The sequence below is a fragment of the Microbacterium candidum genome (assembly GCF_030315975.1).
GTDB classification, from domain to species: Bacteria; Actinomycetota; Actinomycetes; order Actinomycetales; family Microbacteriaceae; genus Microbacterium; species Microbacterium candidum.
The window spans coordinates 1-26,691 of the sequence record NZ_JASXSZ010000006.1 but is presented as its reverse complement, the minus strand read 5'-3'; the positions used below and the strand labels follow the sequence as shown (position 1 = coordinate 26,691).

At 66.8% G+C, this 26,691-nt stretch carries 22 protein-coding genes and 3 rRNA genes; 4 read left to right on the top strand and 21 right to left on the bottom strand.

Going from position 1 to position 26,691, the window contains the following annotated elements; translation table 11 throughout:
• Positions 1–74: 74 nt before the first annotated feature.
• From QSV35_RS16545 to QSV35_RS16520, 6 genes are all read right to left on the bottom strand, one after another.
• Complete coding sequence (locus QSV35_RS16545) at positions 75–1,319, bottom strand: ABC transporter substrate-binding protein (protein ID WP_286289927.1); 1,245 nt, start codon at positions 1,317–1,319, stop codon at positions 75–77.
• A gap of 46 nt (positions 1,320–1,365) precedes the next feature.
• Positions 1,366–2,211 (bottom strand): carbohydrate ABC transporter permease, encoded by an 846-nt coding sequence (locus QSV35_RS16540; RefSeq protein ID WP_286289926.1) that lies wholly within the window; start codon positions 2,209–2,211, stop codon positions 1,366–1,368.
• On the bottom strand, positions 2,204–3,163 hold the full coding sequence (locus tag QSV35_RS16535) for a carbohydrate ABC transporter permease (protein WP_286289925.1): 960 nt from the start codon (positions 3,161–3,163) through the stop codon (positions 2,204–2,206). The genes QSV35_RS16540 and QSV35_RS16535 overlap by 8 nt, the downstream gene beginning before the upstream one ends.
• Positions 3,160–4,371: an ROK family transcriptional regulator gene (locus QSV35_RS16530; protein WP_286289924.1), complete on the bottom strand. Its 1,212-nt coding sequence runs from the start codon at positions 4,369–4,371 to the stop codon at positions 3,160–3,162. Before QSV35_RS16530 ends, QSV35_RS16535 begins: the two co-directional genes overlap by 4 nt.
• A gap of 148 nt (positions 4,372–4,519) precedes the next feature.
• The gene (locus tag QSV35_RS16525; RefSeq protein WP_286289923.1) at positions 4,520–4,903 is read right to left on the bottom strand and encodes a nitroreductase family deazaflavin-dependent oxidoreductase; all 384 of its coding nucleotides are present in this window, start codon (positions 4,901–4,903) and stop codon (positions 4,520–4,522) included.
• 65 nt (positions 4,904–4,968) lie between these two features.
• Positions 4,969–5,478 carry a carboxymuconolactone decarboxylase family protein gene (locus QSV35_RS16520; protein WP_286289922.1) on the bottom strand — a complete coding sequence of 170 codons (510 nt, stop codon included), beginning with the start codon at positions 5,476–5,478 and terminating at the stop codon, positions 4,969–4,971.
• A 91-nt stretch (positions 5,479–5,569) separates the two neighbouring features.
• On the opposite strand from QSV35_RS16520, the gene QSV35_RS16515 reads away from it, so the two are divergent.
• On the top strand, positions 5,570–6,439 hold the full coding sequence (locus QSV35_RS16515) for a sigma-70 family RNA polymerase sigma factor (RefSeq protein WP_286289921.1): 870 nt from the start codon (positions 5,570–5,572) through the stop codon (positions 6,437–6,439).
• A 5-nt stretch (positions 6,440–6,444) separates the two neighbouring features.
• Here the strand turns inward: QSV35_RS16515 and QSV35_RS16510 are convergent, their stop codons facing one another.
• The 3 genes from QSV35_RS16510 to QSV35_RS16500 are packed head-to-tail and all read right to left on the bottom strand — an operon-like array spanning position 6,445 to position 8,842.
• Positions 6,445–7,527, bottom strand: a complete 1,083-nt coding sequence (locus QSV35_RS16510; protein WP_286289920.1) for a DNA glycosylase AlkZ-like family protein — start codon at positions 7,525–7,527, stop codon at positions 6,445–6,447.
• Positions 7,528–7,560: 33 nt separating this feature from the next.
• Positions 7,561–8,319, bottom strand: coding sequence for an MBL fold metallo-hydrolase (locus tag QSV35_RS16505; RefSeq protein ID WP_286289919.1), 759 nt, complete (start codon positions 8,317–8,319; stop codon positions 7,561–7,563).
• Positions 8,320–8,365: 46 nt separating this feature from the next.
• Entirely contained in the window at positions 8,366–8,842 is a 477-nt protein-coding gene (locus tag QSV35_RS16500; protein ID WP_286289918.1) for an SRPBCC domain-containing protein, read from the bottom strand.
• 16 nt (positions 8,843–8,858) lie between these two features.
• Between QSV35_RS16500 and QSV35_RS16495 the strand changes: the two genes are divergently transcribed.
• Entirely contained in the window at positions 8,859–9,194 is a 336-nt protein-coding gene (locus QSV35_RS16495; RefSeq protein WP_286289917.1) for an ArsR/SmtB family transcription factor, read from the top strand.
• A 38-nt stretch (positions 9,195–9,232) separates the two neighbouring features.
• On the opposite strand, the gene QSV35_RS16490 is transcribed toward QSV35_RS16495, so the two are convergent.
• Positions 9,233–9,616 (bottom strand): hypothetical protein, encoded by a 384-nt coding sequence (locus tag QSV35_RS16490; protein ID WP_286289916.1) that lies wholly within the window; start codon positions 9,614–9,616, stop codon positions 9,233–9,235.
• A gap of 212 nt (positions 9,617–9,828) precedes the next feature.
• Between QSV35_RS16490 and QSV35_RS16485 the strand changes: the two genes are divergently transcribed.
• Positions 9,829–10,857 carry an LLM class flavin-dependent oxidoreductase gene (locus QSV35_RS16485; protein WP_286289915.1) on the top strand — a complete coding sequence of 343 codons (1,029 nt, stop codon included), beginning with the start codon at positions 9,829–9,831 and terminating at the stop codon, positions 10,855–10,857.
• An 86-nt stretch (positions 10,858–10,943) separates the two neighbouring features.
• Here the strand turns inward: QSV35_RS16485 and cydC are convergent, their stop codons facing one another.
• From cydC to QSV35_RS16445, 8 genes are all read right to left on the bottom strand, one after another.
• Positions 10,944–12,632: a thiol reductant ABC exporter subunit CydC gene (cydC, locus tag QSV35_RS16480; RefSeq protein ID WP_286289914.1), complete on the bottom strand. Its 1,689-nt coding sequence runs from the start codon at positions 12,630–12,632 to the stop codon at positions 10,944–10,946.
• Complete coding sequence (gene cydD / locus QSV35_RS16475; protein WP_286289913.1) at positions 12,629–14,254, bottom strand: thiol reductant ABC exporter subunit CydD; 1,626 nt, start codon at positions 14,252–14,254, stop codon at positions 12,629–12,631. Before cydD ends, cydC begins: the two co-directional genes overlap by 4 nt.
• Before the next feature lie 29 nt (positions 14,255–14,283).
• Positions 14,284–15,318 carry a cytochrome d ubiquinol oxidase subunit II gene (gene cydB, locus QSV35_RS16470; protein ID WP_286289912.1) on the bottom strand — a complete coding sequence of 345 codons (1,035 nt, stop codon included), beginning with the start codon at positions 15,316–15,318 and terminating at the stop codon, positions 14,284–14,286.
• A 9-nt stretch (positions 15,319–15,327) separates the two neighbouring features.
• Positions 15,328–16,761 carry a cytochrome ubiquinol oxidase subunit I gene (locus QSV35_RS16465; RefSeq protein WP_286289910.1) on the bottom strand — a complete coding sequence of 478 codons (1,434 nt, stop codon included), beginning with the start codon at positions 16,759–16,761 and terminating at the stop codon, positions 15,328–15,330.
• Between the two features lie 91 nt (positions 16,762–16,852).
• Positions 16,853–17,461, bottom strand: coding sequence for a helix-turn-helix transcriptional regulator (locus tag QSV35_RS16460; protein WP_286289909.1), 609 nt, complete (start codon positions 17,459–17,461; stop codon positions 16,853–16,855).
• Between the two features lie 7 nt (positions 17,462–17,468).
• Positions 17,469–17,858, bottom strand: a complete 390-nt coding sequence (locus tag QSV35_RS16455) for a PLD nuclease N-terminal domain-containing protein (protein WP_286289908.1) — start codon at positions 17,856–17,858, stop codon at positions 17,469–17,471.
• Positions 17,859–17,899: 41 nt separating this feature from the next.
• Positions 17,900–18,934, bottom strand: a complete 1,035-nt coding sequence (locus QSV35_RS16450; protein ID WP_286289907.1) for an HAD-IIA family hydrolase — start codon at positions 18,932–18,934, stop codon at positions 17,900–17,902.
• Entirely contained in the window at positions 18,934–19,776 is an 843-nt protein-coding gene (locus QSV35_RS16445; RefSeq protein ID WP_286289906.1) for a hypothetical protein, read from the bottom strand. The genes QSV35_RS16450 and QSV35_RS16445 overlap by 1 nt, the downstream gene beginning before the upstream one ends.
• Positions 19,777–19,782: 6 nt before the next feature.
• On the opposite strand from QSV35_RS16445, the gene QSV35_RS16440 reads away from it, so the two are divergent.
• Positions 19,783–21,078 carry a hypothetical protein gene (locus QSV35_RS16440; protein WP_286289905.1) on the top strand — a complete coding sequence of 432 codons (1,296 nt, stop codon included), beginning with the start codon at positions 19,783–19,785 and terminating at the stop codon, positions 21,076–21,078.
• Between the two features lie 140 nt (positions 21,079–21,218).
• Here the strand turns inward: QSV35_RS16440 and rrf are convergent.
• From rrf to QSV35_RS16425, 3 genes are all read right to left on the bottom strand, one after another.
• Positions 21,219–21,335: ribosomal RNA gene (rrf, locus tag QSV35_RS16435) — 5S ribosomal RNA — on the bottom strand.
• 114 nt (positions 21,336–21,449) lie between these two features.
• Positions 21,450–24,555, bottom strand: a 23S ribosomal RNA gene (locus QSV35_RS16430).
• Positions 24,556–24,942: 387 nt separating this feature from the next.
• Positions 24,943–26,462, bottom strand: a 16S ribosomal RNA gene (locus QSV35_RS16425).
• The 16S, 23S and 5S rRNA genes sit together here, the layout of an rRNA operon.
• Between the last annotated feature and the right edge of the window lie 229 nt (positions 26,463–26,691).

Below are 26,691 nucleotides of genomic sequence, written 5' to 3'. Positions count from 1 at the left end.
CCCTCCCGGGGGGGCGTTGTTTTGGGGGGGGGGGCCCCCCCCCCCCCCCCCCCCCCCACGACGGGTGGAGCGGACTACTTGAGCAGCGAGTCGACCTGCGCCGACAGCGCCGGGACGGCGGATGCCGTCGTCTGGCGACCTGCGGCGATCTCGCCGAGGGAGTTGGTCACGTCGTCCTGGATCTGCTGCGAATTCGTGCCGAGCTGCGGCGCGACGGCGATGTGCTCGAGCGCGTCGAAGACGGCCTGACGGTTCGCCGGCGGGGTCTTCTCGAGATAGGGCTTGAGCAGCGCGTCGTTGCTGACGGCGGGGAGCTCCCAGCCGGCGTCGAGGCGCACCTTCACCATCTCGTCCGAGCTGCTGAGGTACTCGGCCCACTTCTGCGCGGCGGCCTTGTTCTTCGAGCTGTCGGAGACCACCACGGCGTTGGAGAACGTGGCGCTCGCCTTCTGCGTGTCACCCGGTTCGACGACGACGTCCCAGTTGAACGGGAGCTGGCCGAGCAGACCGAACATCCAGATGCCGGTGTGCCACATCGCCAGCTTGCCGTCCTTGAACAGGTTGGTGTCGAAGTCCGGCGTGCCGGCGCCGTCGGCGCTCGTCGGCATCACGGTCCCCGACTTGCCGGCGATCCAGTCGGCGGCCGTCTTGCCCGCCGCCGAGTCGAACGCCGCGGACTTGCCGTCCTTCGACAGGAACTGGCCGCCGGCCTGCTGGACCGCCTTGTAGTACTCGTTGTACGTGACCGGCTGGTAGTCGCCCCAGACGCCGGCGCTCTTGTCCGTCAGCTTCTGCGCGGCGGCCTTCTCGTCCGCCCAGGTCCACGCGTCGGTCGGGGTCGGCGCGCCGGCCTTGTCGAAGAGGTCCTTGTTGTAGAAGAGGACGACGTTCGAGAACGAGGTGGGCAGGGCGTACTGCTTCCCGTCGACCTTGTAGGTGTCGAGCACGGAGGTGCGGTAGTCGGAGGACTTCACGCCGTCCAGCGAAGCGAGAACTCCGTTGGCCTGGATGTTGGCGAAGCTGCCCGCATCCACGTCGAAGACGTCCGCCTGCGTGCCGGCCGACAGATCGGTCTGCAGCTTCGTGAAGTAGTCGCTGTACGCAGTGGTCGTGACCTTCACCTTGATGTCGGGGTTCGCCTTCTGGAAGGCGTCGACGATCTTCTGGAGGTTCTTCTCGTTGCCCCCGTTCGAGATGAAGTTGGAGTAGGTGATGGTGACCGGGCCGGCGGCGGCACCGCTGCCGGACGACGAGCAGCCGGTCAGTCCGACCACGGCGAGGGCGCCGACGGCCGCTGTGGCGAAGATGGCTTTCTTCATGTGAGTGGATCTCCTTCGATGCGGGTGTGATGAAGAGTGGACGGGCTTACTTCAGGCCCGTGCCTGCGACGCCCTGGACGATGTATTTCTGGGCGAAGACATAGAGGGCGAACATCGGGATGATGCTGATGACGGAGCCCGCCATGAGCACGTCCCACTGGGTCGCGTACTGTCCCTGGAGGCTCGACAGCGCCACCGGGAGGGTCTGCATGAGCGGATCCCGGAGGATGATGAGCGGCCACAGGAAGCTGTTCCACGTGCCGAGGAACGCGAAGACGGTGAGCGTCGCGAGCGCGGGCCGCACGAGCGGCAGCATGATCTGGAAGAAGATCCGGAAGTGCCCGGCGCCGTCCAGCGTCGCCGCCTGATCGAGGTCGTACGGGACGGTGCTCATCGCCTGGCGCAGCAGGAAGACGCCGAACGCGGAGGCGATCGTGGGGAGGATCGCACCGGCGTACGTGTTGATGAGGCCGAGCGTCTTCATCTCGGCGAACAGCGGGACGATGAGCACCTGGAACGGGATCATCATCGTCGCGAGGTAGAGGATGAAGATCGCTCCCCGCCCGCGGAACGGCATGCGCGCGAACACGTACGCCGCCATCGCGCTCGTGATCAGCTGCAGCACCGTGCTGATGACCGCGATGATGAGCGAGTTGACGATCACCTGCGCGAAAGGCACGTTGCTGAAGAGGTTCAGGTACGGCGAGAGCGACGGGTTGTCGGGGATGAGCTTGGGGGTCGTCGTGAGGGACGCCCCAGGCGTGATCGAGGTGACGACCGTCCACACGAACGGGAACAGCATGATCAGCGCGCCGGCGATGAGCACCGCGTAGAGCGCGATCCTGCCGACCAGGGGTCGCCGCGGGGCGCGGGCGATCGACGCGTCAGTCATAGTTCACCCACTTCCGCTGCCCGTAGAACTGCACGAGCGTGATGACGAGGATCACGAGGAACAGCAGCCAGGAGAGTGCGGACGCCATGCCGGCCTGTCCGTACCGGAATGTCAGGTCGTACACCTCTTGGACCACGACTTCCGTCGAGTTGTTGGGGCCGCCGCGGGTCATGACGTACACCTGGTCGAAGACCTGGAAGCCGTTGATCAGCGACAGGACGACGACGAAGAAGGTGGACGGCGAGAGCATCGGCAGCGTCACGCTGAACAGGCGCCGCCACCATCCCGCGCCGTCGAGTTCGGCGGCCTCGTAGAGGTCGGGGTTGATCGCCTGCAGGCCCGCCAGGAGGATCACCATCACGAAGCCGAGGTCCTTCCACGCCGAGGCGAGGATGATCGACGGCATCGCCCACGCGGGGTCGGCCCACCAGCCCGGTCCCTCGATGCCGAACCAGGCGAGCACCGTGTTCACGACACCGGTCGCGGGGTTCAGCAGCCACCGCCACACGAGGGCCACGACGACCCAGCTCGTGATGACGGGGAGGAAGTAGACGCCTCGCATCCATGAGCGGCCGCGCAGCTTCGTGTTGAGCGCGAGCGCGAGCGCGAGTCCGCCGAAGTAGACCACCGGCAGGTACCCGACGATGTACTCGACGGTGTGCAGGAACGCCTGCTGCGTCTTGGGGTCGGTTATCAGGAACGCGAAGTTGTCGAGCCCGACCCACTTCATCGGGCCGATGAGATTCCAGGAGTGCAGGCTCGCCCACGCCGCAGAGAGCATCGGGCCGATCACGAACGCGAGGAGCGGGACCAGACTCGGCAGCAGGAAGACGGCGACCGTGAGCGCGTATTTCGCACGAGGCCCCGCGGGCCGCCGGCGTGTGGTGGTCGGCGGTGGCGGCGTGGCGCCCCGCTGCTCGCCGACCTCGCGGAGGGCGATCGAGCTGCTCATGATGTGGCCTCGATGGATGCGACCAGCCGCTCGCGGACGAGACGGCCCTGCTCGCCGGCGACGCCGTCGGAGTCGAACGGAGTGGCCAGCACCAGCGCGGCAGCGCCCTGCGCCCACCGGTCGTCCTGCCAGGTCTCGACGACGACCGGCGTGCCGCGCTTGCCCGGAACGAGCGCGCTCCGCAGCGCCTGGTCGAAGGCGGGCGCCCAGTGGCTCCACGCCTGGACGCCCTCGCCGAGGAGCACGACCACTTCGGGGTCGAGGAGGTTCACCGCGCCCGCGAGCGCGCGCCCGAAGGTGTGCCCGGCGTGCGCGAAGATCTCCCGCGCCTCCTCGTTGCCTCCGTCTGCAAGGGCGCGGAGCTCGTCGATGCCCTCGTCCGCGCCGATCAGCCGGATCGAGCGCGCGTCGTTGACGAGCGCCGACTGTCCGATGATGGCCTCGAGACATCCGCGGTTGCCGCACTGGCAGAGCGGTCCGTCCTCCCGAACGGGGACGTGTCCCAGGTCGCCGGCGCCACCTGCCCGGCCCCGCACGATGGACCCGTCGGCGATGAGCCCCGCACCGACGCCGTTGCCCACGGTGACGACGAGGATGTCGTCGAACTCGCGCCCCTGGCCGAAGAGCTGCTCGGCGACGCTCAGCGCGTTGACGTTGTTCTCGACGACGACGGGCAGTTGCAGCGCGCGGCGGAGCTGCTCCCCCAGCGGCACCTGGTTCCAGCCGAGCTGGGTCGAGTCGACGATGCCGAGGCCCTGCTGGGCTACCGTCCCGGGCAGACCGACACCGACCCCGAGCAGCCGAGCAGGCTCGCCCACTGCGACGAACGTCTTCACCAGATCGATCAGGTGCGAGGTGGCGAGCGGCGACACCGCATCGAACGGCTTGACGTCAGAGCGCTTCACAACGCCGTCGATGCCGACTTCTACGAAAGCGACGTGGTCGGGCGCGACCTTCACGCCGACCGCGCCGACATCGCGAGAGGCCAGACCGAGGAGGCGTGCAGGCCGCCCGCCGCTGCTCGTGGCCTCCTGGAGCTCGACGATCAGCCCGTCCGCGAGGAGATCCTTCGACAGCTGAGTGATCAGGGCCGGGGAGACGTCGAGCGTCCGCGCGAGCTCGGCACGCGACGCGGGTCCGTGGGCGCCGAGATGCGCCAGGACGGCGGTGCGGTTCACATCCGCCTGAGACCTCTGCACAGTAGCCACTTCACTCCTTTATTTAGAACTAAATAAAGAGTAGAAGGAAGTGCGGCGAGATGTCAAGCATGAACTGCACACCAACGTCGCGCATGCCCCGTGCGGGGCGTGCGCGGTCAGGCAGGCATTCGGCCGCCGGAGGAGAACCCCGTCGAGCTCAGTCCGCGGTGTGGAGGACGATGGCGCCGGGCATCCGCTTCACCACCGGCCGGAAGGGGCCCTTCGTGAGCGCCGTCGCCTCGACGGCATCCACGATGCGCGCGTCGACCGTGCGCACGGTGCGTCCCTTCCACCCGAGATCCGCACCGCCTGCGGCGACGACGTTCCTGGCCCAGTTCGTCCCCGTGCCCCACGGCAGGCCGATGAGGATCGTGTCCCGATCCGTCGTCGGAACGACGGCGACCGGCGTCCGGTACGCGGTCCCGCTCGTCCGGCCCCGGTGGTTGACCACCGCGTAGAGCGGGAACCACCGCCGCCCCGCGAGCGCCATCGCCATCGGCTCGAACGCCTTCTGCAGACCGTGACTGAATGATCTCGCCATGATTCCAGCATGCGCCTCTCTCGTCATCGGCGGGGCCGCACGCGCGACCCCGCCACGTTCTGTCGTCACCGCTGCCCGGCAGGCTGGCGGATCGCGGCGTTGAGCCGGTTCCACACGTTGATGGCGCCGATCTCCAGGAGCAGAGCGGCGATCTCACGGTTGCCGAACAGCGCGGAGACCTCGGCCCAGAGCTCGTCCGACACGGGGTCCGGGCGGTCGGCGCAGCGCGTCAGCGCCTCGGTGAGGGCGAGCGCCGCCCGCTCCCGCGCCGTGAAGTAGGGCGCCTCACGCCACGCCGCGACCGCGGCGATGCGGGCCTCGCTCGCGCCGTCGGCGCGCAGCTCTGCGGCGTGCTCGACCGTGCACCAGCTGCACCCATTGATCTGGCTGGCGCGGAGCGTCACCAGGTGGTTGATCGACTCGGGGACGCCGGCGGATCGGGCGGACTTCGACAACCCCGCCAGCGCGTCCATCGCGCCCTCGACGAGGAAGGCGGGATGCGGCATCCGCGCCTTGAGGTCGACGATCTCGTCTGCGTTCGTGGTGGCGGCGGTGTTCTCGATCGTGTCGTACATGCTGGGGATTCCATTCCTGTGTCTCGCCGCTCTCGACCCTTGCTGTCACTGGCGGTCACTAAGGTGACCCGTGGCACGGGAGGAATGTGACATGACCGACGAAGAAATCCTCGCGACGCGGTTCGAGGAGCACCGGCCGCGCCTCACGCGCCTCGCGCACCGGATGCTGGGTTCGGCCGCCGAGGCGGAGGATGCGGTGCAGGAGACGTGGCTGCGCGTCGCCCTCGCGGGCGACGACGATGTCGAGAACTTCGCCGGCTGGCTCACGACCATCACCTCCCGCGTGTGCCTGAACATGCTGCGCGCCCGCGCGACGCGCGCCGAAGCGGAGTACGACGACGAACTTCCCGAGCCGTTCGTCGAGGCGGTCGGCGAGGCGGGCGACCCGGCCGCGACCGCACAGCTCTCCGACGCGGTCGAGACGGCGCTCCTGCTGGTGCTCGACCGGCTGAGCCCGGCCGAGCGCGTCGCTTTCGTCCTGCACGACACGTTCGACGTGCCCTTCGAGCAGATCGGCGAGCTCCTGGAGCGCTCCCCCGACTCCGCCCGCCAGCTCGCCAGCCGCGGCAGGCGTCGCGTGCGTCAGGAGACCCCTGCGCGAAACGGGAGGGATGCCGGCGGCCGTCGTGTCGTCGACGCCTTCTTCGCCGCCGCCCGCGACGGCGACTTCGACCGGCTCGTCGAAGCGCTCGCGCCGGATGTGCTGCTGCGCTCCGACGGCGTCGCCTCCGCCACGGTCATCGTGCGCGGTGCGCAGGCCGTCGCGGGCCGGGCGCTGATGTTCGCAAACCCGCTCGCCATCCTGCGCCCGGTGGTGGTGGATGGCCTCCCCGGCGTGCTCGTGGTCGTCGGCGGCCGCATCCTGTCGCTCATCGCGTTCCACGTCCGCGGCGATCGCATCGCCGAGATCGACGCCTACGCCGGCCCGCGCCTCGCCCAGATGGAGCTGCCCAGCGTCTGAACGCCTCACGCGAGGCCGATAACGGACACTCCCAGCCACTCGGCGAGATCAGCGATCTCGGCGCGCACCATCTCCTGCTCCTCCTGTTCCCACGGGAGGAACTCGTGCACCGCGTTCACCCGCAGCACGTCCTGCGTGCGGTCCACCTCGGCGTCGAGCATCCCGATGAAACGGTCGCCGAGAAGGATCGGATGGGCGAAGAACCCGTATCGGCGCTGCGCCTTCGGCTTGAACTGCTCGAGCACGTACGTGAACTCGAAGAGCTCCTCGAGTCGCCGACGGTCGAACAGCAGGCTGTCATACGGGTTCAGGAATGCGACGCGCCCGCCCGGGTCATCCTCGAGCGCCGCGAGCGCCTCCGGGTCGACCCGGTACTTCGTCTTGACGCCCTCGATGACGACCGCCTCGCCCGTCGTCTTCCCGACGCCGGTCCAGTACCAGTGCGGCCGGGCGATGCCGGATGCCTGCAGGCGCCGCTCCTCGAGAAGGCGGCCGGCTTCTTCGGCGTCGTAGTGGGGCAGGTCCTTCGGGTAGACGCGCTCGGCGAGATCCCACCGTCGATGGCGGCCCTCGCGCCCGACGACCGCCACCGCGCCCTGGCGCAGCAGGAAGTCGAGCATCGTCAGGGTCTGGTTGGACCCCGACCAGCCGTCCGGGGCGCGTGACACCTGCGCCGTGTCGGGGATGTCGCTCGCCAGGAGCGGTCCTTCCGCCGTGAGCCGCGCGAGCACTTCGCGTCGGAATCGGTCATTGGCCTCGAGCCACTTCTTCGAGCTCTCGCGCTTCGGGAACGCCCGCATCCCGGGACGCATGAGCGGCAGCAGGCTCATCGGACGGAATGCACCGTCGAGCTCGAACAGCTGACGATCGATCTCCGCGGCCTTCTTCAGCTGCGCGGCCTCGTACGACCACCCGATCCGCGACCACAGCACGGTGTGCTCGCACGGCGCGATCGTCGCGGTGGGGTCGATCTTGACGTACCCGAGCTGCTCGGACACCTCGACCACGTCGCCGGGGCGATCGGCATCCAGCAGCTGGGCGCGCACGACGATGCGTCGCGCCTCTTCGCGCGTGAGTGTGACGGTCACGTCACGAGCGTAGGACGGATGCGGTCTTCCCGCTCAGCCGATCGCGAACCACTCGCCTCGCACCGGGATGGTGAGGCGGTCGGTGAGACCAGCGCGTCGGAACTGCGTGGCGAGGCGCTCGGGGGTCTCGCTGAAGTGCTCCCAGTCCTCCGCGTGGACGACGACGATGCGCGCCTCTCCCAGACGCTGCGCGGTCTGGACGGCCGTGCGCGCGTTGAGGGTCAGATCGATGTCACCGAATCGGCCGACGTTGGCGGCGCCCGCGAACAGGATAGCGACATCGATGTCCGGGACGCGATCGGCGATCTCGCTGACGAGGTCGACCGACGCGTTGTCACCCGAGACATAGACGACGGGAGCATCCGCGGCGCGCAGTACGAAACCCGTGACGACGCCGCTGAGCGCCTCGGCGCCCTCCGGACCGTGCAGCGCAGGAACCGCGGTGACGTGGACATCGCCGACCGAGATCGTCTGCCACGGCGTCAGCCCGATGACACCGGGGATGCGCTCCGCCGCGTCGGGCGTCGACAGGACGACGCCGGACTCCTGGAGCAGGGCGCGTCCCGAGTGGTCGAGGTTGTCGAAGTGCTGGTCGTGCGAGAGGAGCACGAGGTCGGCCCGCCCGACCTCGTCGCTGCTGACCGCCGGGCCTCTGGTCTTGTAGAGCGTCGCACCGCCGGGATACGCGCCGGGCTCGTCGAACGTGGGATCGGTGAGGATGTTGAGGCCCACGTACCGGAGCTGAAGAGTCGGTCCGCCGATGAGGCGCGCGTCGATCGTCTGGATGGTCACATCTCAACAATTGCGCACGCGCCGCACCGCCCGGCCCATCGCGCGCCTATTTGTAGAACCCCTCGCGCAGGTTGACGCCGTGCTCCACCCACATCTTCAGCGCCGCGAGCATCCCCGTCCAGCCCTCGCAGTTGCCGAATGCGCTCTTGGCACCGGCACCCGTCGCACGCCACGACGTCTCCGTGATGGTCACGAGCGTGCGCGCGCCGTCGTCGATGGGCTCGAACGCGAAGACGGTCGTGGTCCGCCCGTCGGCTGTCGCCGCCTCCTGCCCGTCCCATCGGATGACGATCCGACGCGGCGGATCGGACTCGACGACCTCCACCGGGAAGCGTCCAGGGAAGTCGGCGAAGTCCCACGACACGTCGGCTCCGGCCTCGAGCCGGCCGCGCGCGCCGCCGGTCGTGAAGTAGTGGGAGAGCTGCGCCGGGTCGGCGACGGCCTCGAAGACCTCCGCGATCGGGCGTGCGACACGCCCGGACACGGTGAAAGACAGCTCGGTGAGCTCGCTGGTCTCATTCATGTTGTATTTTTACAACATGATGGTGGATGCGGTCAACCCCGCCCAGGACGACGCCGACGACCGCGTCTTCAAGGCGCTCGCGTCCGCCGTGCGCCGGCGCATGCTGGACGCCTTGAAACAGTCCCCGCGGACGACGGGCGAACTGTGCGGATTGTTCGTCGAGCTCGACCGCACGACGGTCCTGCAGCACCTGCGCGTGCTCGAGAGCGCCGATCTCGTCACGGGCCGCCGCGTCGGTCGCGAGCGCCACCTGTCGCTCGCACCTCTGCCGATCAAGCGCATCCACGACCGCTGGATCGACGACTACACGCGCGCCGCCGTGGATCTCCTCGCCCGACTCGACGCGGGCTGAGCGATTGCCGTCAGCCGCGCGTCGGGCGCGTCACCGCGTCAGCTGCAGGCGAAACGCCACGTAGGCACGGTTGTGCCGAGCCCTTGACCCCCGGTGTCGATCGACCACCCGAAGTTGTAGACACCATCCGCGGGTGCGCGGAACGCGAGTCCGCTGGACACGGGCGCCGCCCAGAACGAGAATGTCGAGCCCAGCGTCGACGTCAGATCGATGCCGTAGGTGGAAGGAAGCGGTCCGACGTTCGCCGTGATCGTCTGTCCCGCGCGGAGGGCGACACCGTTGTAGGAGACGCTCTGCTGGGCGAGCGTGAGCCCCGAGAACGTCGCACAGGAGTACGAGGCCGACGGCGCGGGCGGCGGCGACTTCTTCGCGCCGTGAGGTGCGGCGAGCGCCGACGACCCCGCGAGTAGTGCGACGGTCATCCCGACCGCTGCTCCGGCGGCGCTGAGAGCCGCATACCGTCCATTCATGACGACCTCGATCCTCGGGTGGATACGGGCGACAGGCACCTCACTGCGCACTGCCGTATACATCAATACCAGACTTCACTCCCGTAACGCCACGCCCTCTTGGCGATATCAACCTCGTATCCATGCACCGGAATACACACCCCGCGAGTAGGGTTGCACGCGACATGGAGCGCTTCGGAACCCTCTCGTTCGGACATTACGGCCCCCTGGGCGGCGGCCGCGAGCTCACCGCACGCGACTCGCTGCACCAGGCGATCGACCTCGCACAGGGTATGGACGACCTCGGCGTCAACGGCGTGTACTTCCGCGTGCACCACTTCGCCCGGCAGCAGGCGTCGCCCATGCCGCTGCTCTCCGCGATCGCCGCGCGCACGCAGCGCATCGAGATCGGCACCGGAGTCATCGACATGCGGTACGAGAACCCGTTGTATCTCGCCGAGGAGGCGGGGGCCGTCGACCTCATCAGCGACGGGCGACTCGCGCTCGGCGTGAGCCGCGGGTCACCCGAGACGGTCGTCCGCGGCTACGAGGCGTTCGGCTACACGGGCTCCGAGGACCCGCGCGGCGCCGACATCGCCCGCGAGCACTTCTCGACGTTCCTGCGCGCGATCGAGGGCGAGGGACTCGCGGAGCGCGACGCGACGAGCGCGTTCGGCGGCGGAGCACGCGGGATGCAGCGCATCGAACCGCATTCGCCCGGGCTGCGCTCGCGCATCTGGTGGGGCGCGGGCAACCGCGACAGCGCCGAGTGGGCGGGGCGGATGGGCGTCAACCTCATGTCGTCGACGCTCCTCACCGAAGACCGCGGCATCCCGTTCGACGAACTTCAGGCGCAGCAGATCGACGCGTTCCGCGCTGCGTGGCGCGAGGCCGGACACCCCGGCGAGCCGCGCACGTCGGTGAGCCGCAGCATCTTCCCGATCACGACCTCGCAGGATGCCCTGTACTTCGGGCGCGCCGACAGTGAGGGCGTCGGATACATCGACGGAATGCGGTCGACCTTCGGGCGCACGTACGCCGCCGAGCCCGACGTCCTGATCGAACAGCTCCTGGATGACGCCGCCATCCGCACGGCGGACACCCTCATGCTCACGATCCCGAGCCAGCTGGGCGTCGAGTACAACCTCCACATCGTCCAGTCGTTCGCGGAGCTCGTCGCCCCCGCTCTCGGCTGGAAGAGCACACTGTCCTGACCTCCGTCAGCGCAGCTCGGGGCCGGAGTCACGCATCCACTCGATGACCTCCATGCGCGCGACGGTACGCCGGGCGTCCGACACCGTCACCCGGTCAGGCGGCCCTCCTCGATGCGGATCTCGCGGTCGACGAGCCCCGGCGGGACCTCGACGTGCGAGATCAGCACGACGGTCCGGTCACGCGTCGCCGCCAGGAGGTCCGTGAGGAGGGCGTCGGACGCAGCCGGGTCCACCCCGGCCGTCGGCTCGTCGAGCACGACGACCGGGAAGTCCGCGAGGAGCGCGCGGGCAAGGGCGAGACGCTGAGCCTGCCCGCCGGAGACGGCCGCGCCGCGATCGCCGACACGGGCGTCGAGCCCGCCGCGCGCCTGCGTCCAGCCATCGAGCCCGACCCGGGCGAGCACCGCCCACAGGTCGGCATCGGTCGACGTATCCCGCGCGAAGAGCAGATTCTGCCGGATCGACTCGTCGAACAGATACGGCGACTGCTCGCACAGCCCGACAGTCAGCCGCAGATCGGCTCCCGCGATCGAACGCGCGTCGACGCCCCCGATCGTGTACGAGCCCGTGCACTCGAGGAATCGCACGAGCACGTGCGCGAGGGTCGTCTTCCCCGCACCGCTCGGCCCCGTCACCAGGATGCGCTCGCCGGGACGCACGTGCAGGTCGACCTCACGCAGCCGCGAAGTCTCCTCGGTGGAGGAGCCCGCCCGTGACGGCCACTGCGCTCCGACGCCGCGCAGCACGAGTCCATCGCCGAGCGCCGGCGCGACACCGATCGGCTCCGGCTCGTCGCGCGGGAGCTCCGCAGGGACGGTGTCCGGCACCACCTCGGCGATGCGCTGCGCGGCGCCGCGCACCTCGCGCCACGAGGCGAGCGCGAGCGGAACCGGTCCGAACACCTCGAACACCGCCATCGGCACCAGCACGACGACCGCGAGCGCAGGCCCGGTGAATCCGCCCTGGCCGAGGTGCGGCGCGGCGACGACCAGGGCGAGGAGGGATGCCAGACCCGCCATCGCCGACACGGCGCCCGCCGTGAGACCCTGCGCCGTCGCGCGCCGGACGCTCGCGGCGCGCAGGGCGTCGTCGGCGTCCTGGATGCGGCGGGCCGCCGCATCCGTCGCTCCGTACGCCACCAGCACGTCGAGGGAGGTGAGCTCGTCCATGAGGGCACCCGCGAGTCGTGCCCGCAGGGGCGCGAGCGCACGCTCCGCCCGGGCGCCGACAGCCCACCCGACCCAGACCGCGAGCGCGAACGCCACCGCGAGGCACAACGCGAGCGCGAGAGCTGCAGGCGGCGAGAGGAAGGCGACGAAGGCGACGCTCGCGATGCCCGCCAGCCCGGCGACCGCGAGGGGCTGCACGACGCGCAGCGGCAGCTGCTGCAGCGCGTCCACATCGTCGACGAGGTTCGACTGCAGCGAGCCCTGCCCTTCGCGGACGCCGTCGGGCGCGAGCGGCACGAGCCGGCGCACGAGCCCCGCGCGCACGTCGGCGAGCCGGTGCAGGGTGGCGTCGTGCCCGGTCAGCCGTTCGAGGTACCGGAACGCACCGCGCGAGAGCGCGAATGCACGCACGGCGACGATGACCGCGGACAGATACATCAGTGCGGGCTGCTCCGCCGCACGCGCGATGAGCCACGCGCTCGCCGCCAGGAGGGCGATGGCGCTGCCTGCCGTCCCGAATCCGGTGACGAGCGCGGGCCAGAACCTGCGCAGCGGCGGCTGGGCAGAGCGGAGCACGCCCCGCGTCTGCGCGTCGAGGGCGCTCATGCCGCGGCCTCCACCCTCGCCGGCGGCATCCGGACGATCTCATCGGCGATCGCCCGCGCCGAGGTCCGGTGCGAGACGAGCAGGACGCCGGCCCCGTCTTCCGCCACCGCGCGCAGCGTCCGCCACAGCGCCGCCTCGATCTCGGCGTCCAGAGCGCTCGACGGCTCGTCGAGCACGAGGACGCAAGCAGCCGTCGATCGCAGTCGGTACAGGGCGCGTGCTACGGCCACCCGCTGCGCCTGGCCTCCGGAGAGTCCTGCGCCGCCGGGACCGAGGGCGCGATCGAGAGGGATGCGGGATGCCTGCGCGTCCCGCAGGCACTGTGCGGCGAGCTCCTCATCGGGGCGAACAGCACCCAGGGCGATGTTCTCGAGCACGCTCCCCTCGACGAGCCCCGGACGCTGCCCGCTCCACGCGATCGCATCCCGGGCCGACGCCGCCGAGGTCTCGACGGTGCCGCGGTACTCGACGAAGCCGAGGAGCGCCGCGAGCACCGACGACTTGCCCGCTCCGCTCGGTCCTTCGAGGAGCACGATCCGTCCCGCGGAGACGGCGAGGTCGATGGGGCCGATCAGGTGGGGACCCCTCCGGATCTCGAGCCCCTGCGCGGCGAGCAGGACTCCTTCGGAGACGCCCCGGACGACAGAGTCGCGGACCGGCGCTTCGCGCGCGGCATCCAGCACCTCGAAGATGTCGTCGGTCGCGGCCGCGCCCTCCGCCGCCGCGTGGAACTGGACGCCGACCTGTCGGAGCGGCAGGTACGCCTCCGGCGCGAGCAGCAGCACGAACAGGCCGATGGTGAGATCGAGCCCGCCGTCCAGGAGCCGCAGCCCGATCGTGACTGCGACGATCGCGACGGAGATGCTCGCGAGGAATTCCAGCGCGAACCCGGACAGGAACGAGACCCGCAGGACCGACATCGTCTCGCGCGCGTAGCGTCTGGTGACGTCGCCGATGGATGCCGCGGCCCGCCACTCGCGGCCGAACACCTTGAGCGTGCCGAGCCCGCCGACGGTGTCGGCGAATCGGGCTGCGAGCTGCGTCAGCGTGTCGAACTGCCGCCGCTGCACGCTGCGGGTGGCGAGGCCGATGAGCACCATGAACAGCGGGATGAGCGGCAGCGTGACGAGCACGATCAGGCCCGACACCGGGTCCGCGGCGAAGATCGCGACGACGACCACGGGCATCGTGATCACGGTCGCGACCAGCTGCGGCAGATACCGGCCGAAGTACGCGTCGAGCGCCTCGAGCCCGTGACCGGCGGTGAGCGCGATCGACGCCGCGTTGCGCCGCGCGAGCCACCCGGGTCCGAGCCGTCCGACGGCATCCACGAGGGCGGACCGCAGCTGCCGCGACGCCTGGGCCGCCCCGCGCGCGGACACCCGCTCGGCGAGAGCCGCGAGCGCACCCCGGGCGAGCACGAGAAGAAGAGCGAGACCGACGAACGGCCAGAGGCGGGCGACGGGCTCCCCGTCGATCGCGCCCACGAGCGCACGGGTCAGCAGCCAGGCGAACCCGACGAGGATCGCGGTCTGGATGACGGTGATCCCCGCCGAGGCGAGCAGGAACGCGCGCGAAGCCGAGGCGACCCGCAGCAGCCGCGGGTCGACGGGACCCCGCATCCTTCGCTCCACGTGTGTCGCGGACGTGATCAGTGCGCCCCCGCCGCGACGGCTTTCTCGATCCGCGAGCGCGAGACGCGACGGCGGAACACCCAGTACGTCCAGGCCTGGTAGCCCATCGCGAGCGGCAGGAAGACGAGCGCGGCCCACGACATGATCGTCAGCGTGTACGGCGTGCTCGACGCGTTCTCGATCGTGAGGCTGTGCGCGAGATCCGTCGACGACGGCATGACGAACGGGTACAGGGCCGTCCAGAGCGTCAGCACCGCGAAGGCCACGGTCACCGCCCCGTCCGCGAACGCCCAGCCCTCTCGCCCGCGGAGGTTCGCCATCACCGAGACGATGAGGGCGACCGCGGCGACGACCGCGCACGCGATCGTGAGGCCGAGCAGGGGCGCGCCCTTGTCCGCGGTCATGACGATCGTCCAGAGGAGGAACGCGGCGGCCACGACGACGGTGAGGATGCCGGAGCGCGTCGCGAGGCGCCGTGCCTTCTCGCGCACTTCGCCGTCCGTCTTCAGCGCGACGAAGTAGATGCCGTGCGTGAAGAACAGCAGCAGCGTGGTGAGCCCGCCCAGCAGCCCGTACGGGTTCAGCAGCGTCAGGAGCGTCCCGGTGAAGTTGTGGTGCGCATCCATCGGCACGCCCTGCACGATGTTCGCGAACGCGACGCCCCACAGGAGCGCCGGCACGGCCGATCCGACGACGATCATCGTGTCGAAGCCCGCCTTCCAGCGCAGCGAGTCGCGCTGGTGCCGGTACTCGAACGACACGCCGCGGAGGATCAGCGCCAGGATGATGAGCAGCAGCGCCAGGTAGAAGCCGCTGAACAGCGTCGCATACCACTCGGGGAATGCGGCGAACAGGCAGGCCCCGGCGACGATGACCCACGTCTCATTGAGGTCCCACACGGGACCGATCGTGTTGATGATCTGGCGGCGGCCGACGTCGTCCTTCGCGAGGAATGGCAGCGACATCCCGACGCCGAAGTCGAAGCCGTCGAGCACGAAGTACCCGATGAACAGGATGCCGACGATCCAGAACCAGAGGTGTGCGAGGTCCATGGCGTTCTCCTAGTACACCGTCGTGGGCGTGTCTTCGAGGGCGGTCTCGGATGGATGCCCCTCGCCCGGCTCGGGCACGGGTTCCGGCCCCTTGCGGACGGTCCGCAGGATGAGCCCGAACTCGACGATCGCCAGCGCGATGTAGATCGCGCTGAAGGCGACGAGCGAGATGAGCACCTGCCAGCCGGGTACGTTCGGCGAGACGCCGTTGCGCGTCAGCATGAGGCTGAAGACGATCCAGGGCTGGCGGCCCATCTCCGTGAAGATCCAGCCGACGAGGCTCGCGAGAAGCGGGAGCGGCGCCGACCAGATCGCCACCCGCCATGCCCACTGCGGCACAGGGCGCTTCGCGCTCTTGCGCGTGAGCCACAGCCCCACGACGGAGATCAGCGCGGCGAGTGCGCCGAGGCCGATCATCCAGCGGAACGCCCAGTACGTGACCCAGATGATGGGCGTGAACTGGTCGATGCCGAAGCTCGCGAACTTCGTCTGGTAGAGGCTGTTCAGGTCGTTGATGCCCTCGACGCACCCGTCGAACGAGTGGGTGGAGAGCAGGGCGAGGAGGTACGGCACGCGGATCGAGAAGATCTCGCTCGTCCCGTCCGGCGTGCCCAGCGAGAAGATCGAGAAGGATGCGTTCGCCCCGCATGCGGAGTTGTAGAGCGCCTCCGCGGCGGCCATCTTCATCGGCTGCGTGGCGACCATCTGCAGGCCCAGTTGGTCGCCGGCGAGGAAGACGCCGGCGAACGCGACGATCATCCCCCACATCCCGAAGCGCAGCGCGGGCCGCATGATGTCGACGTGCTGACCGCGCGCGAGGTGCCAGGCGGCAGCGGCGATGACGACGGCGGCGGCGAACATGAACGCCGCGAACATCGTGTGCGGGAAGGTCGCGAGGGCGACTCTGTTCGTGAGCACCGCCCAGAAGTCGACGAGCTCAGCTCGCGATCCGTCGGCGGCCATCTTGTAGCCGACGGGGTTCTGCATCCACGCGTTCGCCGCGAGGATGAAGTACGCAGACAGGGTCGCGCCGATCCATGCGATCCAGATCGTCGCGAGATGGGCGAGACGCGGCAGTTTGTCCCACCCGAAGATCCACAGGCCGAGGAAGGTCGCCTCGAGGAAGAACGCGAGGAGGCCTTCGAAGGCGAGCGGCGCGCCGAAGATGTCGCCGACGAACCGCGAGTAGTCGGACCAGTTCATGCCGAACTGGAACTCCTGGACGATGCCGGTGACCACGCCCATCGCGAAGTTGATGAGGAAGATCTTCCCGAAGAACCGCGTCAGCTGCAGCCAGCGCACGTGCGCCGTCCGGTACCAGGCGGTCTGGAAGATCGCGACGATCAACCCCATGCCGATCGTGAGCGGCACGAAGATGAAGTGGTACAGGGTCGTCAGGCCGAACTGCCACCGCGCAAGGATGAGCGGGTCGAGAAGGTCCATGGACAGCGCCTCCGTTCGCGAAGGTTCTCTTCCCCTTCACGCTACACAGACGCGCTCTCGGGGCGCCCACCGTCGGGCCGTGAATAAAGGGTCAGCGGGATGCGAGCTGCACGATGCACTGCGTCGGGTCGCATGCGGGCAGCATTCCGTCGACGACGAGCGGCCCGCCTGCCTCCGTCAGCACGCCCTGCATGAGCCCGAGGTGTACGGAGCACAGGCGCCCGCGCTGTTCGGGCTGGGACGCCGCGTACGAGCACGGCGACAGGTCGACCGTCAGCGCCCTCTCGTCCACGACGGGGTCGAACCCGTCCGAGCCGAGGTCGTCGATGAGCGCGTCGAGCTGGTGCACGGCGTCCTCGGAGAGCGCTCCGCCGTCGGAGTCGGGGATGACGCGACGCATCAGATCGCCGCGTTCGGCGGCCGCGCGCACGCGGTCACGGGCGACGGCGCTGGATGCGGCATCCTCCCCCGTCGCCGCGCTGTAGAGCACACGGGGCCGGCCGCGCGTCGTGCGCCGCTCGGTCTCGGCGACGACGTAGCCGGCCTCGCCGAGACGCTGGAGGTGCTCGCGTACAGTGTTCGCGTGCAGATCGGTCGCCGCACACAACTCGCTGATGGATCGCCGCGGTCGCTCCTGCAGCAGGTGGAGGATCGTCACCCGCGAGTAGCTCGAGATCGCGCTGTAGCCGGACCGCGCCATGCTTCCATTATCCGCCGTCCGCGGACCCGCCCTGTTGCCTGCGCTTCTCGACCTCGGCCCGCAGCCGCCATTCCTCGATCTCGCGGTCGAGGTCGGCGATCTGCTGCTCGGTGGAGCGCGGGTCGGCAGCGCGCGGATCGGCGACGCTCGGCGGTGCGGCCTGCGTCGTGCGAACCGCTGCCCGGTCGGTGTGCTCGCGCCACGGCGCCGGCCGCGGAGGCCCGTACACGCGCCCGATCGTGAACCACAGCACGCTGCCCAACAGCGGCATGAGGATGATGATGATGACCCAGGCGATCTTCGGCAGGAAGCGCACGTCCTCATCGGGGCGCATGATCGCGTCGACGAGCGCGAAGATGAGGAGCGCGACCATCAGCAGCGACACGATCACGGGCATGCCCGAAGCCTATGCCCTGGCTATGACCTTGTCACGCCTGATCAGGGGCGGAAGAACGGGTCGGCGTACAGCCGCTCGGGCACCCGGAACCCGAAGATCGCGCGTCCAGAGTTCCAGATCGCGGCCGCGCCGGCCCGGACGAGATCGATCGGCTCGCGCCCCTCGGACTCGATCACGAGGTCCGCGCCGTCCACGCGCACGCTCGCACCGCGCACCGAGACCGTGTCGCCCTTGATGGTCGTGCGCGGGTACGGCTGGTCGAGCTGGCGGAGATCCTCGAGAATGTACGTCGGCCGCGAGTCGGGCGGTGCGGCGAGTACGTGCTTCGGCCGGTCGATCCCGGTCAGCACCAGGGCTGACGGGATGCCGGCCCGCTGCGCGCCGAGGATGTCGGTGTCCAGGCGGTCGCCGATGAAGAAGGGATGCTGCGACCCGAACCGCGCGATCGCCTCCTCGAAGATGGGGGTCTCCGGCTTGCCCGCGACGGTCGCGAGTCGGCCGACGGCGGTGTGCACCGCGGAGACGAGCGTGCCGTTTCCCGGCGCGATCCCGCGGGCCTGCGGAATCGTCCAGTCGGTGTTGGTGGCGATCCAGGGGATGCCGCCCTCCTCGACGGGCACTTTCAATGCGAATGCGGCCTCGGCCAGCTGCGTCCAGCCGACCTCGGGAGCGAAGCCCTGCACGACGGCGGCGGGCTGGTCGTCAGCCGACCGCGTGACGACGAACCCGGCCTTCTCGAGTTCGTCGACGAGCCCCGCGCCGCCCACGACAAGGACCGTGGAGCCCGCAGAGACCATCGTCGACAGCAGCCGCACAGCGGCCTGCGGACTCGTGACGATATCGGTCGGCTCGGTGTGGAGGCCGAGCTCGCGCAAGTGCGCGGCGACCGTGGCATCGGTCCGCGACGCGTTGTTCGTGATGAAGCCGAGCCGGCGCGTGCGCGCGGCCGCGTTGAGGCTCTCGACGGCGTGCGGAAGGGCGCCCGGGCCGGAGTACACGACACCGTCGAGGTCGGCGAGCACTGTGTCCACGCCGTCGAGCGGGGTCCGTTCCCGCTCCCGCCCGAACAGCGCCATCAGTCCACGTCCGCCTCGCGCTCGGCCTCGGCGTCCGCCGCCTGAGGATTCTCCGACTCGTCGTCGGCATCGTGCGCGTCGAAGGTCTCTGCGTCGGCGTCACCGTCGGATTCGTCGGCAGTCTCGTCGGCGCCCGCGTCTTCCGCGGCGTCGTCGGCCTCGTCCGTGTCCGCACCATCCGCGTCATCGACGTCGGGATCGGCGTCCGCGAGAGAGTCGGTGAACTCGTCCTCGTCGTCTTCGCCGAGGAAGGCGTCGTCGACGTCGTCGTCTTCCTCGAGCTCTTCGACGTAGACGACCTCGTCGGCGCCCTCTTCGAAGCCCGAGGCCGCATCCAGAGCCTCAGCCGCGATGACGGCGCGGCGCTGCCACTCCGCGGCCTCTTCCGTGCGGCCGAGCTCGTCGAGCACCGCGGCGCGGGCGGAGAACAGGGCGGGGCTCCATTCGAAGGCCCGGTCGGGGTCGAGCTCGGGGATGTCGAGCTCGATCAGCGCGCGCTCGGTCTCACCGAGGTCGAGACGGGCGCCGGAGAGGGCGATCGCCAGGTCGACGCGCACCGCCGCGGGCAGCGTCGAGCGGTCGACGCTGCGACCCTCCTCGATCGCGCGGTCGGGTCGGCCCATGCCGCGCTCGCTGTCGACGATGAGGGCGATCTGATCGTCCTTGCCGGAGATCCGACGGTAGGTGCGGAGCTCACGGAGCGCGAGCGCATAGTCCTCGACCGCATACGCGGTGATCGCGACGGTCTCGCGGACGACGGCCACTCGGCCGGCTCGCCGGCTCGCGGCGAGTGCGTGCTCGTGCGCGAGCGCCGGGTCCTCGTCGATCAGAATCGCCGCCATCGCCAGGTGGCGTGCGACCGCCTCGGCGTTCTCCTTGCTGAGGGTCTTCAGCTCGTTGCGCGCGGCGGCGTTCAGATCCCGCGGCGTGATGTCGTCGGGCAGGTCGGGCGCCGGGATGCGGCGCTCCGACGACTGCGGCGGCCGCGATGCGCGGTCCTCGCTCCGGTCGTCATGGCGACGGTCGCCGTGGGGCTTCCGGTCGTACTGCGGACGATCCCCGTACGGGCGACGCTCACCCTGGCTCCGGTCCCCATACGGCTTCCGGTCGTGCTGCGGGCGGTCGCCATACGGACGACGCTCACCCTGGCTCCGGTCCCCATACGGCTTCCGGTCGCTGTAGGTGCGGCCCTCGCCGTGCGAACGGTCACCATAGGGCTTCCGGTCAGGCTGCGGACGATCACTATACGGACGACGCTCACCTTGATCCCGGTCGCCATACGGCTTCCGGTCCTGCTGCGGGCGGTCGCCATACGGCTTCCGGTCCTGCTGCGGACGATCCCCGTACGGGCGACGCTCACCCTGGCTCCGGTCACCATACGGCTTCCGGTCGTTGTAGGCGCGGCCTTCACCGTGCGAACGGTCACCATAGGGCTTCCGGTCATGCTGCGGACGATCACTATACGGACGACGCTCACCCTGATCCCGGTCGCCATACGGCTTCCGGTCCTGCTGCGGGCGGTCACCATAGGGCTTGCGGTCGTACTGCGGACGATCCCCGTACGAGCGACGCTCACCCTGATTCCGGTCGCCATAAGGCTTGCGGTCGTGCTGCGGGCGGTCGCCGTACGAACGACGCTCACCCTGATCCCGGTCGCCATACGGCTTGCGGTCGTGCTGCGGGCGGTCGCCATACGGACGACGCTCACCCTGGCTCCGGTCGCCGTACGGCTTCCGGTCTTGCTGCGGGCGGTCGCCATAAGGCCTGCGGTCGTGCTGCGGACGATCCCCGTACGAGCGACGCTCACCCTGATTCCGGTCGCCATACGGCTTCCGGTCGTTGTAGGCGCGGCCTTCACCGTGCGAACGGTCACCATAAGGCTTCCGGTCGCCCTGCGGGCGGTCGCCGTACGGGCGACGCTCCCCCTGATTCCGGTCGCCGTACGGCTTGCGGTCGTACGAGCGCTCGCCGGAGGAGCGGCGCTGGCCATCGTCGTGGCGCGGATGCTGATGTGCCGAGCTGCCGCGCTCGCCGTAGCCGCCGCGGTCGCTCGAGCGGTTGTCATGGCGCGGGGCGCCGCCGCCGTGACCGCGGTTCGAGCCGTGGTCGCGCGGGGAATCGCGCTTCGCGCGACGATCCCCTGAGTCTGCGGAGGTATAGCGCGTCTTCCTCGGTCGTTCCGACCCGTCACGGCTATCGTTCTGCTCGGCCATCCTGGCCCCTCTCTAAGACTCGATCAACGAAAAATGGCCACCCAGCTTTGGGTGGCCATTTCTCGGAAGAAGTCCGGCGGTGTCCTACTCTCCCACAGGGTCGCCCCTGCAGTACCATCGGCGCTGAGAGGCTTAGCTTCCGGGTTCGGAATGGGACCGGGCGTTTCCCTCTCGCTATGGCCGCCGAAACACTATTGATGTTTCAAACAAGTTCACAACGTGAAAGTTCGTGTTTTGTTGTGTTCTCGGTGTTCGTACATCGAGAACCACTCAGTGGACGCGAGCAAAGCTCAAAAAGGGGTGTTATCAAGTCATCGGCTTATTAGTACCAGTCAGCTGCACACGTTACCGTGCTTCCACATCTGGCCTATCAACCCAGTAGTCTGGCTGGGAGCCTCTCACCCGCAAGGGGTATGGAAGTCTCATCTTGAGGCCGGCTTCCCGCTTAGATGCTTTCAGCGGTTATCCATCCCGAACGTAGCTAACCAGCGGTGCACTTGGCAGTACAACTGGCACACCAGAGGTTCGTCCAACCCGGTCCTCTCGTACTAGGGTCAGATCCTCTCAAACTTCCTACGCGCGCAGCGGATAGGGACCGAACTGTCTCACGACGTTCTAAACCCAGCTCGCGTACCGCTTTAATGGGCGAACAGCCCAACCCTTGGGACCTACTCCAGCCCCAGGATGCGACGAGCCGACATCGAGGTGCCAAACCATGCCGTCGATATGGACTCTTGGGCAAGATCAGCCTGTTATCCCCGAGGTACCTTTTATCCGTTGAGCGACAGCGCTTCCACAAGCCACTGCCGGATCACTAGTCCCGACTTTCGTCCCTGCTCGACCTGTCAGTCTCACAGTCAAGCTCCCTTGTGCACTTACACTCGCCACCTGATTGCCAACCAGGTTGAGGGAACCTTTGGGCGCCTCCGTTACTTTTTGGGAGGCAACCGCCCCAGTTAAACTACCCACCAGGCACTGTCCCTGAACCGGATTACGGTTCGAAGTTAGATATCCAGAGTGACCAGAGTGGTATTTCAACAATGACTCCACGTGAACTGGCGTCCACGCTTCACAGTCTCCCACCTATCCTACACAAGCCACACCGAACACCAATACCAAGCTGTAGTAAAGGTCACGGGGTCTTTCCGTCCTGCTGCGCGTAACGAGCATCTTTACTCGTAATGCAATTTCGCCGAGTTCGCGGTTGAGACAGTTGGGAAGTCGTTACGCCATTCGTGCAGGTCGGAACTTACCCGACAAGGAATTTCGCTACCTTAGGATGGTTATAGTTACCACCGCCGTTTACTGGGGCTTAAATTCGCAGCTTCGCCTTGCGGCTGACCGCTCCTCTTAACCTTCCAGCACCGGGCAGGCGTCAGTCCGTATACATCGTCTTGCGACTTGGCACGGACCTGTGTTTTTAGTAAACAGTCGCTACCCACTAGTCTCTGCGGCCTCCAAACGCTTTCGGAGCAAGTCCTAATACGTCGAAGGCCCCCCTTCTCCCGAAGTTACGGGGGCATTTTGCCGAGTTCCTTAACCACGATTCTCTCGATCTCCTTGGTATTCTCTACCTGACCACCTGAGTCGGTTTGGGGTACGGGCGGCTGGAACCTCGCGTCGATGCTTTTCTTGGCAGCATAGGATCACCCACTTTTCATCCGCATCGTGTCTCAGCCTGTATGACTCCCGGATTTGCCTAGGAGTCGGCCTACGCACTTGCACCAGGACAACCATCGCCTGGCTTGGGCTACCTTCCTGCGTCACACCTGTTAATACGCTAACCGCCTCAGCATGGGGTCGTGTGCTAGGCCCAACGCTTCACCCCGAAGGGATCCGTCAAAGGGATTCAGACACTTAGCACCACTGGATTGGTTTGGGCGGTTCTTCGCCGGTACGGGAATATCAACCCGTTGTCCATCGACTACGCCTGTCGGCCTCGCCTTAGGTCCCGACTTACCCAGGGCAGATTAGCTTGACCCTGGAACCCTTGGTCTTTCGGAGGACGTGTTTCTCACACGTCTTTCGCTACTCATGCCTGCATTCTCACTCGTGTGCCGTCCACGGCTGGGTCACCCCGCCGCTTCACCCGGCACACGACGCTCTCCTACCCATCAACACGGCTGGACCACGAAGGCCTACCACTAATGTCAATGCCACAACTTCGGTGGCGTGCTTGAGCCCCGTTACATTGTCGGCGCGGAATCACTTGACCAGTGAGCTATTACGCACTCTTTCAAGGGTGGCTGCTTCTAAGCCAACCTCCTGGTTGTCAGAGCAACTCCACATCCTTTCCCACTTAGCACGCGCTTAGGGACCTTAGTTGGTGGTCTGGGTTGTTTCCCTCTCGACTATGAAGCTTATCCCCCACAGTCTCACTGCTGCGCTCTCACTTACCGGCATTCGGAGTTTGGCTGACGTCAGTAACCTGGTGGGGCCCATCGGCCATCCAGTAGCTCTACCTCCGGCAAGAAACACGCAACGCTGCACCTAAATGCATTTCGGAGAGAACCAGCTATCACGAAGTTTGATTGGCCTTTCACCCCTATCCACAGCTCATCCCCTCAGTTTTCAACCTAAGTGGGTTCGGCCCTCCACGACGTCTTACCGTCGCTTCAGCCTGGCCATGGATAGATCACTTCGCTTCGGGTCTAGGACACGCGACTGAATCGCCCTATTCAGACTCGCTTTCGCTACGGCTACCCCACACGGGTTAACCTCGCCACGTATCGCTAACTCGCAGGCTCATTCTTCAAAAGGCACGCTGTCACACCTACCAGGGGTGCTCCAACGGTTTGTAAGCAAACGGTTTCAGGTACTATTTCACTCCCCTCCCGGGGTACTTTTCACCTTTCCCTCACGGTACTTGTCCGCTATCGGTCATCTGGGAGTATTTAGGCTTATCAGGTGGTCCTGACAGATTCACACGGGATTTCTCGGGCCCCGTGCTACTTGGGATACATCTCACGCCGGTCACGCATTTCGGCTACGGGGCTGGCACCCACTATGGCCGGCCTTTCAAGACCGTTCGCCTATACGCTCGCGTCACGTCGACCACTCGGCAGAATGATCAGAAACGTCCCACAACCCCCACCATGCAACTCCTGCCGGATATCACACACAATAGGTTTAGCCTCTTCCGGTTTCGCTCGCCACTACTCACGGAATCACGGTTGTTTTCTCTTCCTGCGGGTACTGAGATGTTTCACTTCCCCGCGTTCCCTCTACCCGCCCTATATATTCAGGCGGGAGTCACCAGGTCGCACAAACGCCTGGCGGGGTTTCCCCATTCGGACATCCTCGGATCAAAGCTCGCTTATCAACTCCCCGAGGCTTATCGCAGATTGCTACGTCCTTCTTCGGCTCCAGATGCCAAGGCATCCACCGTTTGCTCTTAAAGACTTGAAATCACATGAGCTGATCTATCGATCAATTTATGGATGACAACCCCGAAAGGTCGCCATCTTTAAGATGCTCGCGTCCACTGTGTAGTTCTCAAAGTACGAACAGCACCCCACCACCCGGCAGCAACAGCCACCAGCCAACGAGGCCTGTAGAAGTACCGAAACCGAACCCGCCCCACAAGGAGACGACCCGGTGCCCGGTCCCTCAGGACCCAACAACGTGCACGCGCCCACCCCATCCCCCGAACCCGTTCCCACCGCCGAAGCAGCGTACTGAGATCCAGAAGACACGATGAGCGCCTTGTCAATATGTTCCACCCATGAGCTCCGGTCGGGAACATTCGTCCCGAATCCGGCTCTGTCGGTCCCGAAGAACCGCAGTGCTCCTTAGAAAGGAGGTGATCCAGCCGCACCTTCCGGTACGGCTACCTTGTTACGACTTAGTCCTAATTACCGATCCCACCTTCGACGGCTCCCTCCACAAGGGTTGGGCCACCGGCTTCAGGTGTTACCGACTTTCATGACTTGACGGGCGGTGTGTACAAGACCCGGGAACGTATTCACCGCAGCGTTGCTGATCTGCGATTACTAGCGACTCCGACTTCATGAGGTCGAGTTGCAGACCTCAATCCGAACTGGGACCGGCTTTTTGGGATTCGCTCCACCTTACGGTATCGCAGCCCTTTGTACCGGCCATTGTAGCATGCGTGAAGCCCAAGACATAAGGGGCATGATGATTTGACGTCATCCCCACCTTCCTCCGAGTTGACCCCGGCAGTATCCCATGAGTTCCCACCATTACGTGCTGGCAACATAGAACGAGGGTTGCGCTCGTTGCGGGACTTAACCCAACATCTCACGACACGAGCTGACGACAACCATGCACCACCTGTATACCGACCTTGCGGGGCGACCATCTCTGGCCGTTTCCGGTATATGTCAAGCCTTGGTAAGGTTCTTCGCGTTGCATCGAATTAATCCGCATGCTCCGCCGCTTGTGCGGGTCCCCGTCAATTCCTTTGAGTTTTAGCCTTGCGGCCGTACTCCCCAGGCGGGGAACTTAATGCGTTAGCTGCGTCACGGAATCCGTGGAAAGGACCCCACAACTAGTTCCCAACGTTTACGGGGTGGACTACCAGGGTATCTAAGCCTGTTTGCTCCCCACCCTTTCGCTCCTCAGCGTCAGTTACGGCCCAGAGATCTGCCTTCGCCATCGGTGTTCCTCCTGATATCTGCGCATTCCACCGCTACACCAGGAATTCCAATCTCCCCTACCGCACTCTAGTCTGCCCGTACCCACTGCAGACCCGAGGTTGAGCCTCGGGATTTCACAGCAGACGCGACAAACCGCCTACGAGCTCTTTACGCCCAATAATTCCGGATAACGCTTGCGCCCTACGTATTACCGCGGCTGCTGGCACGTAGTTAGCCGGCGCTTTTTCTGCAGGTACCGTCACTCACGCTTCTTCCCTGCTAAAAGAGGTTTACAACCCGAAGGCCGTCATCCCTCACGCGGCGTTGCTGCATCAGGCTTCCGCCCATTGTGCAATATTCCCCACTGCTGCCTCCCGTAGGAGTCTGGGCCGTGTCTCAGTCCCAGTGTGGCCGGTCACCCTCTCAGGCCGGCTACCCGTCGACGCCTTGGTAAGCCATTACCTCACCAACAAGCTGATAGGCCGCGAGCCCATCCTGAACCGAAAAATCTTTCCAACCCCCACCATGCGGTGAAAGCTCATATCCAGTATTAGACACCGTTTCCAGCGCTTATCCCAGAGTCCAGGGCAGGTTGCTCACGTGTTACTCACCCGTTCGCCACTAATCCCCCCAGCAAGCTGGAGTTCATCGTTCGACTTGCATGTGTTAAGCACGCCGCCAGCGTTCATCCTGAGCCAGGATCAAACTCTCCGTAAAAAACGATTGCCACGAACAACCGGGAAAAACGGTCAATCCGCAGCGAGTTCAATCATGACCAAAAAACGAACATCATTGCTGACATTCAAAATTGATCCAAAGGAATTCTCACCAGGTCAAAGACCCGACGAGGATAATTTGGCATATGACAAGTGCACGCTGTTGAGTTCTCAAGGATCGGACGCACCCGCATCAGCACCTCCCGGCGCCTCTCTCGGGGCAACTTCTC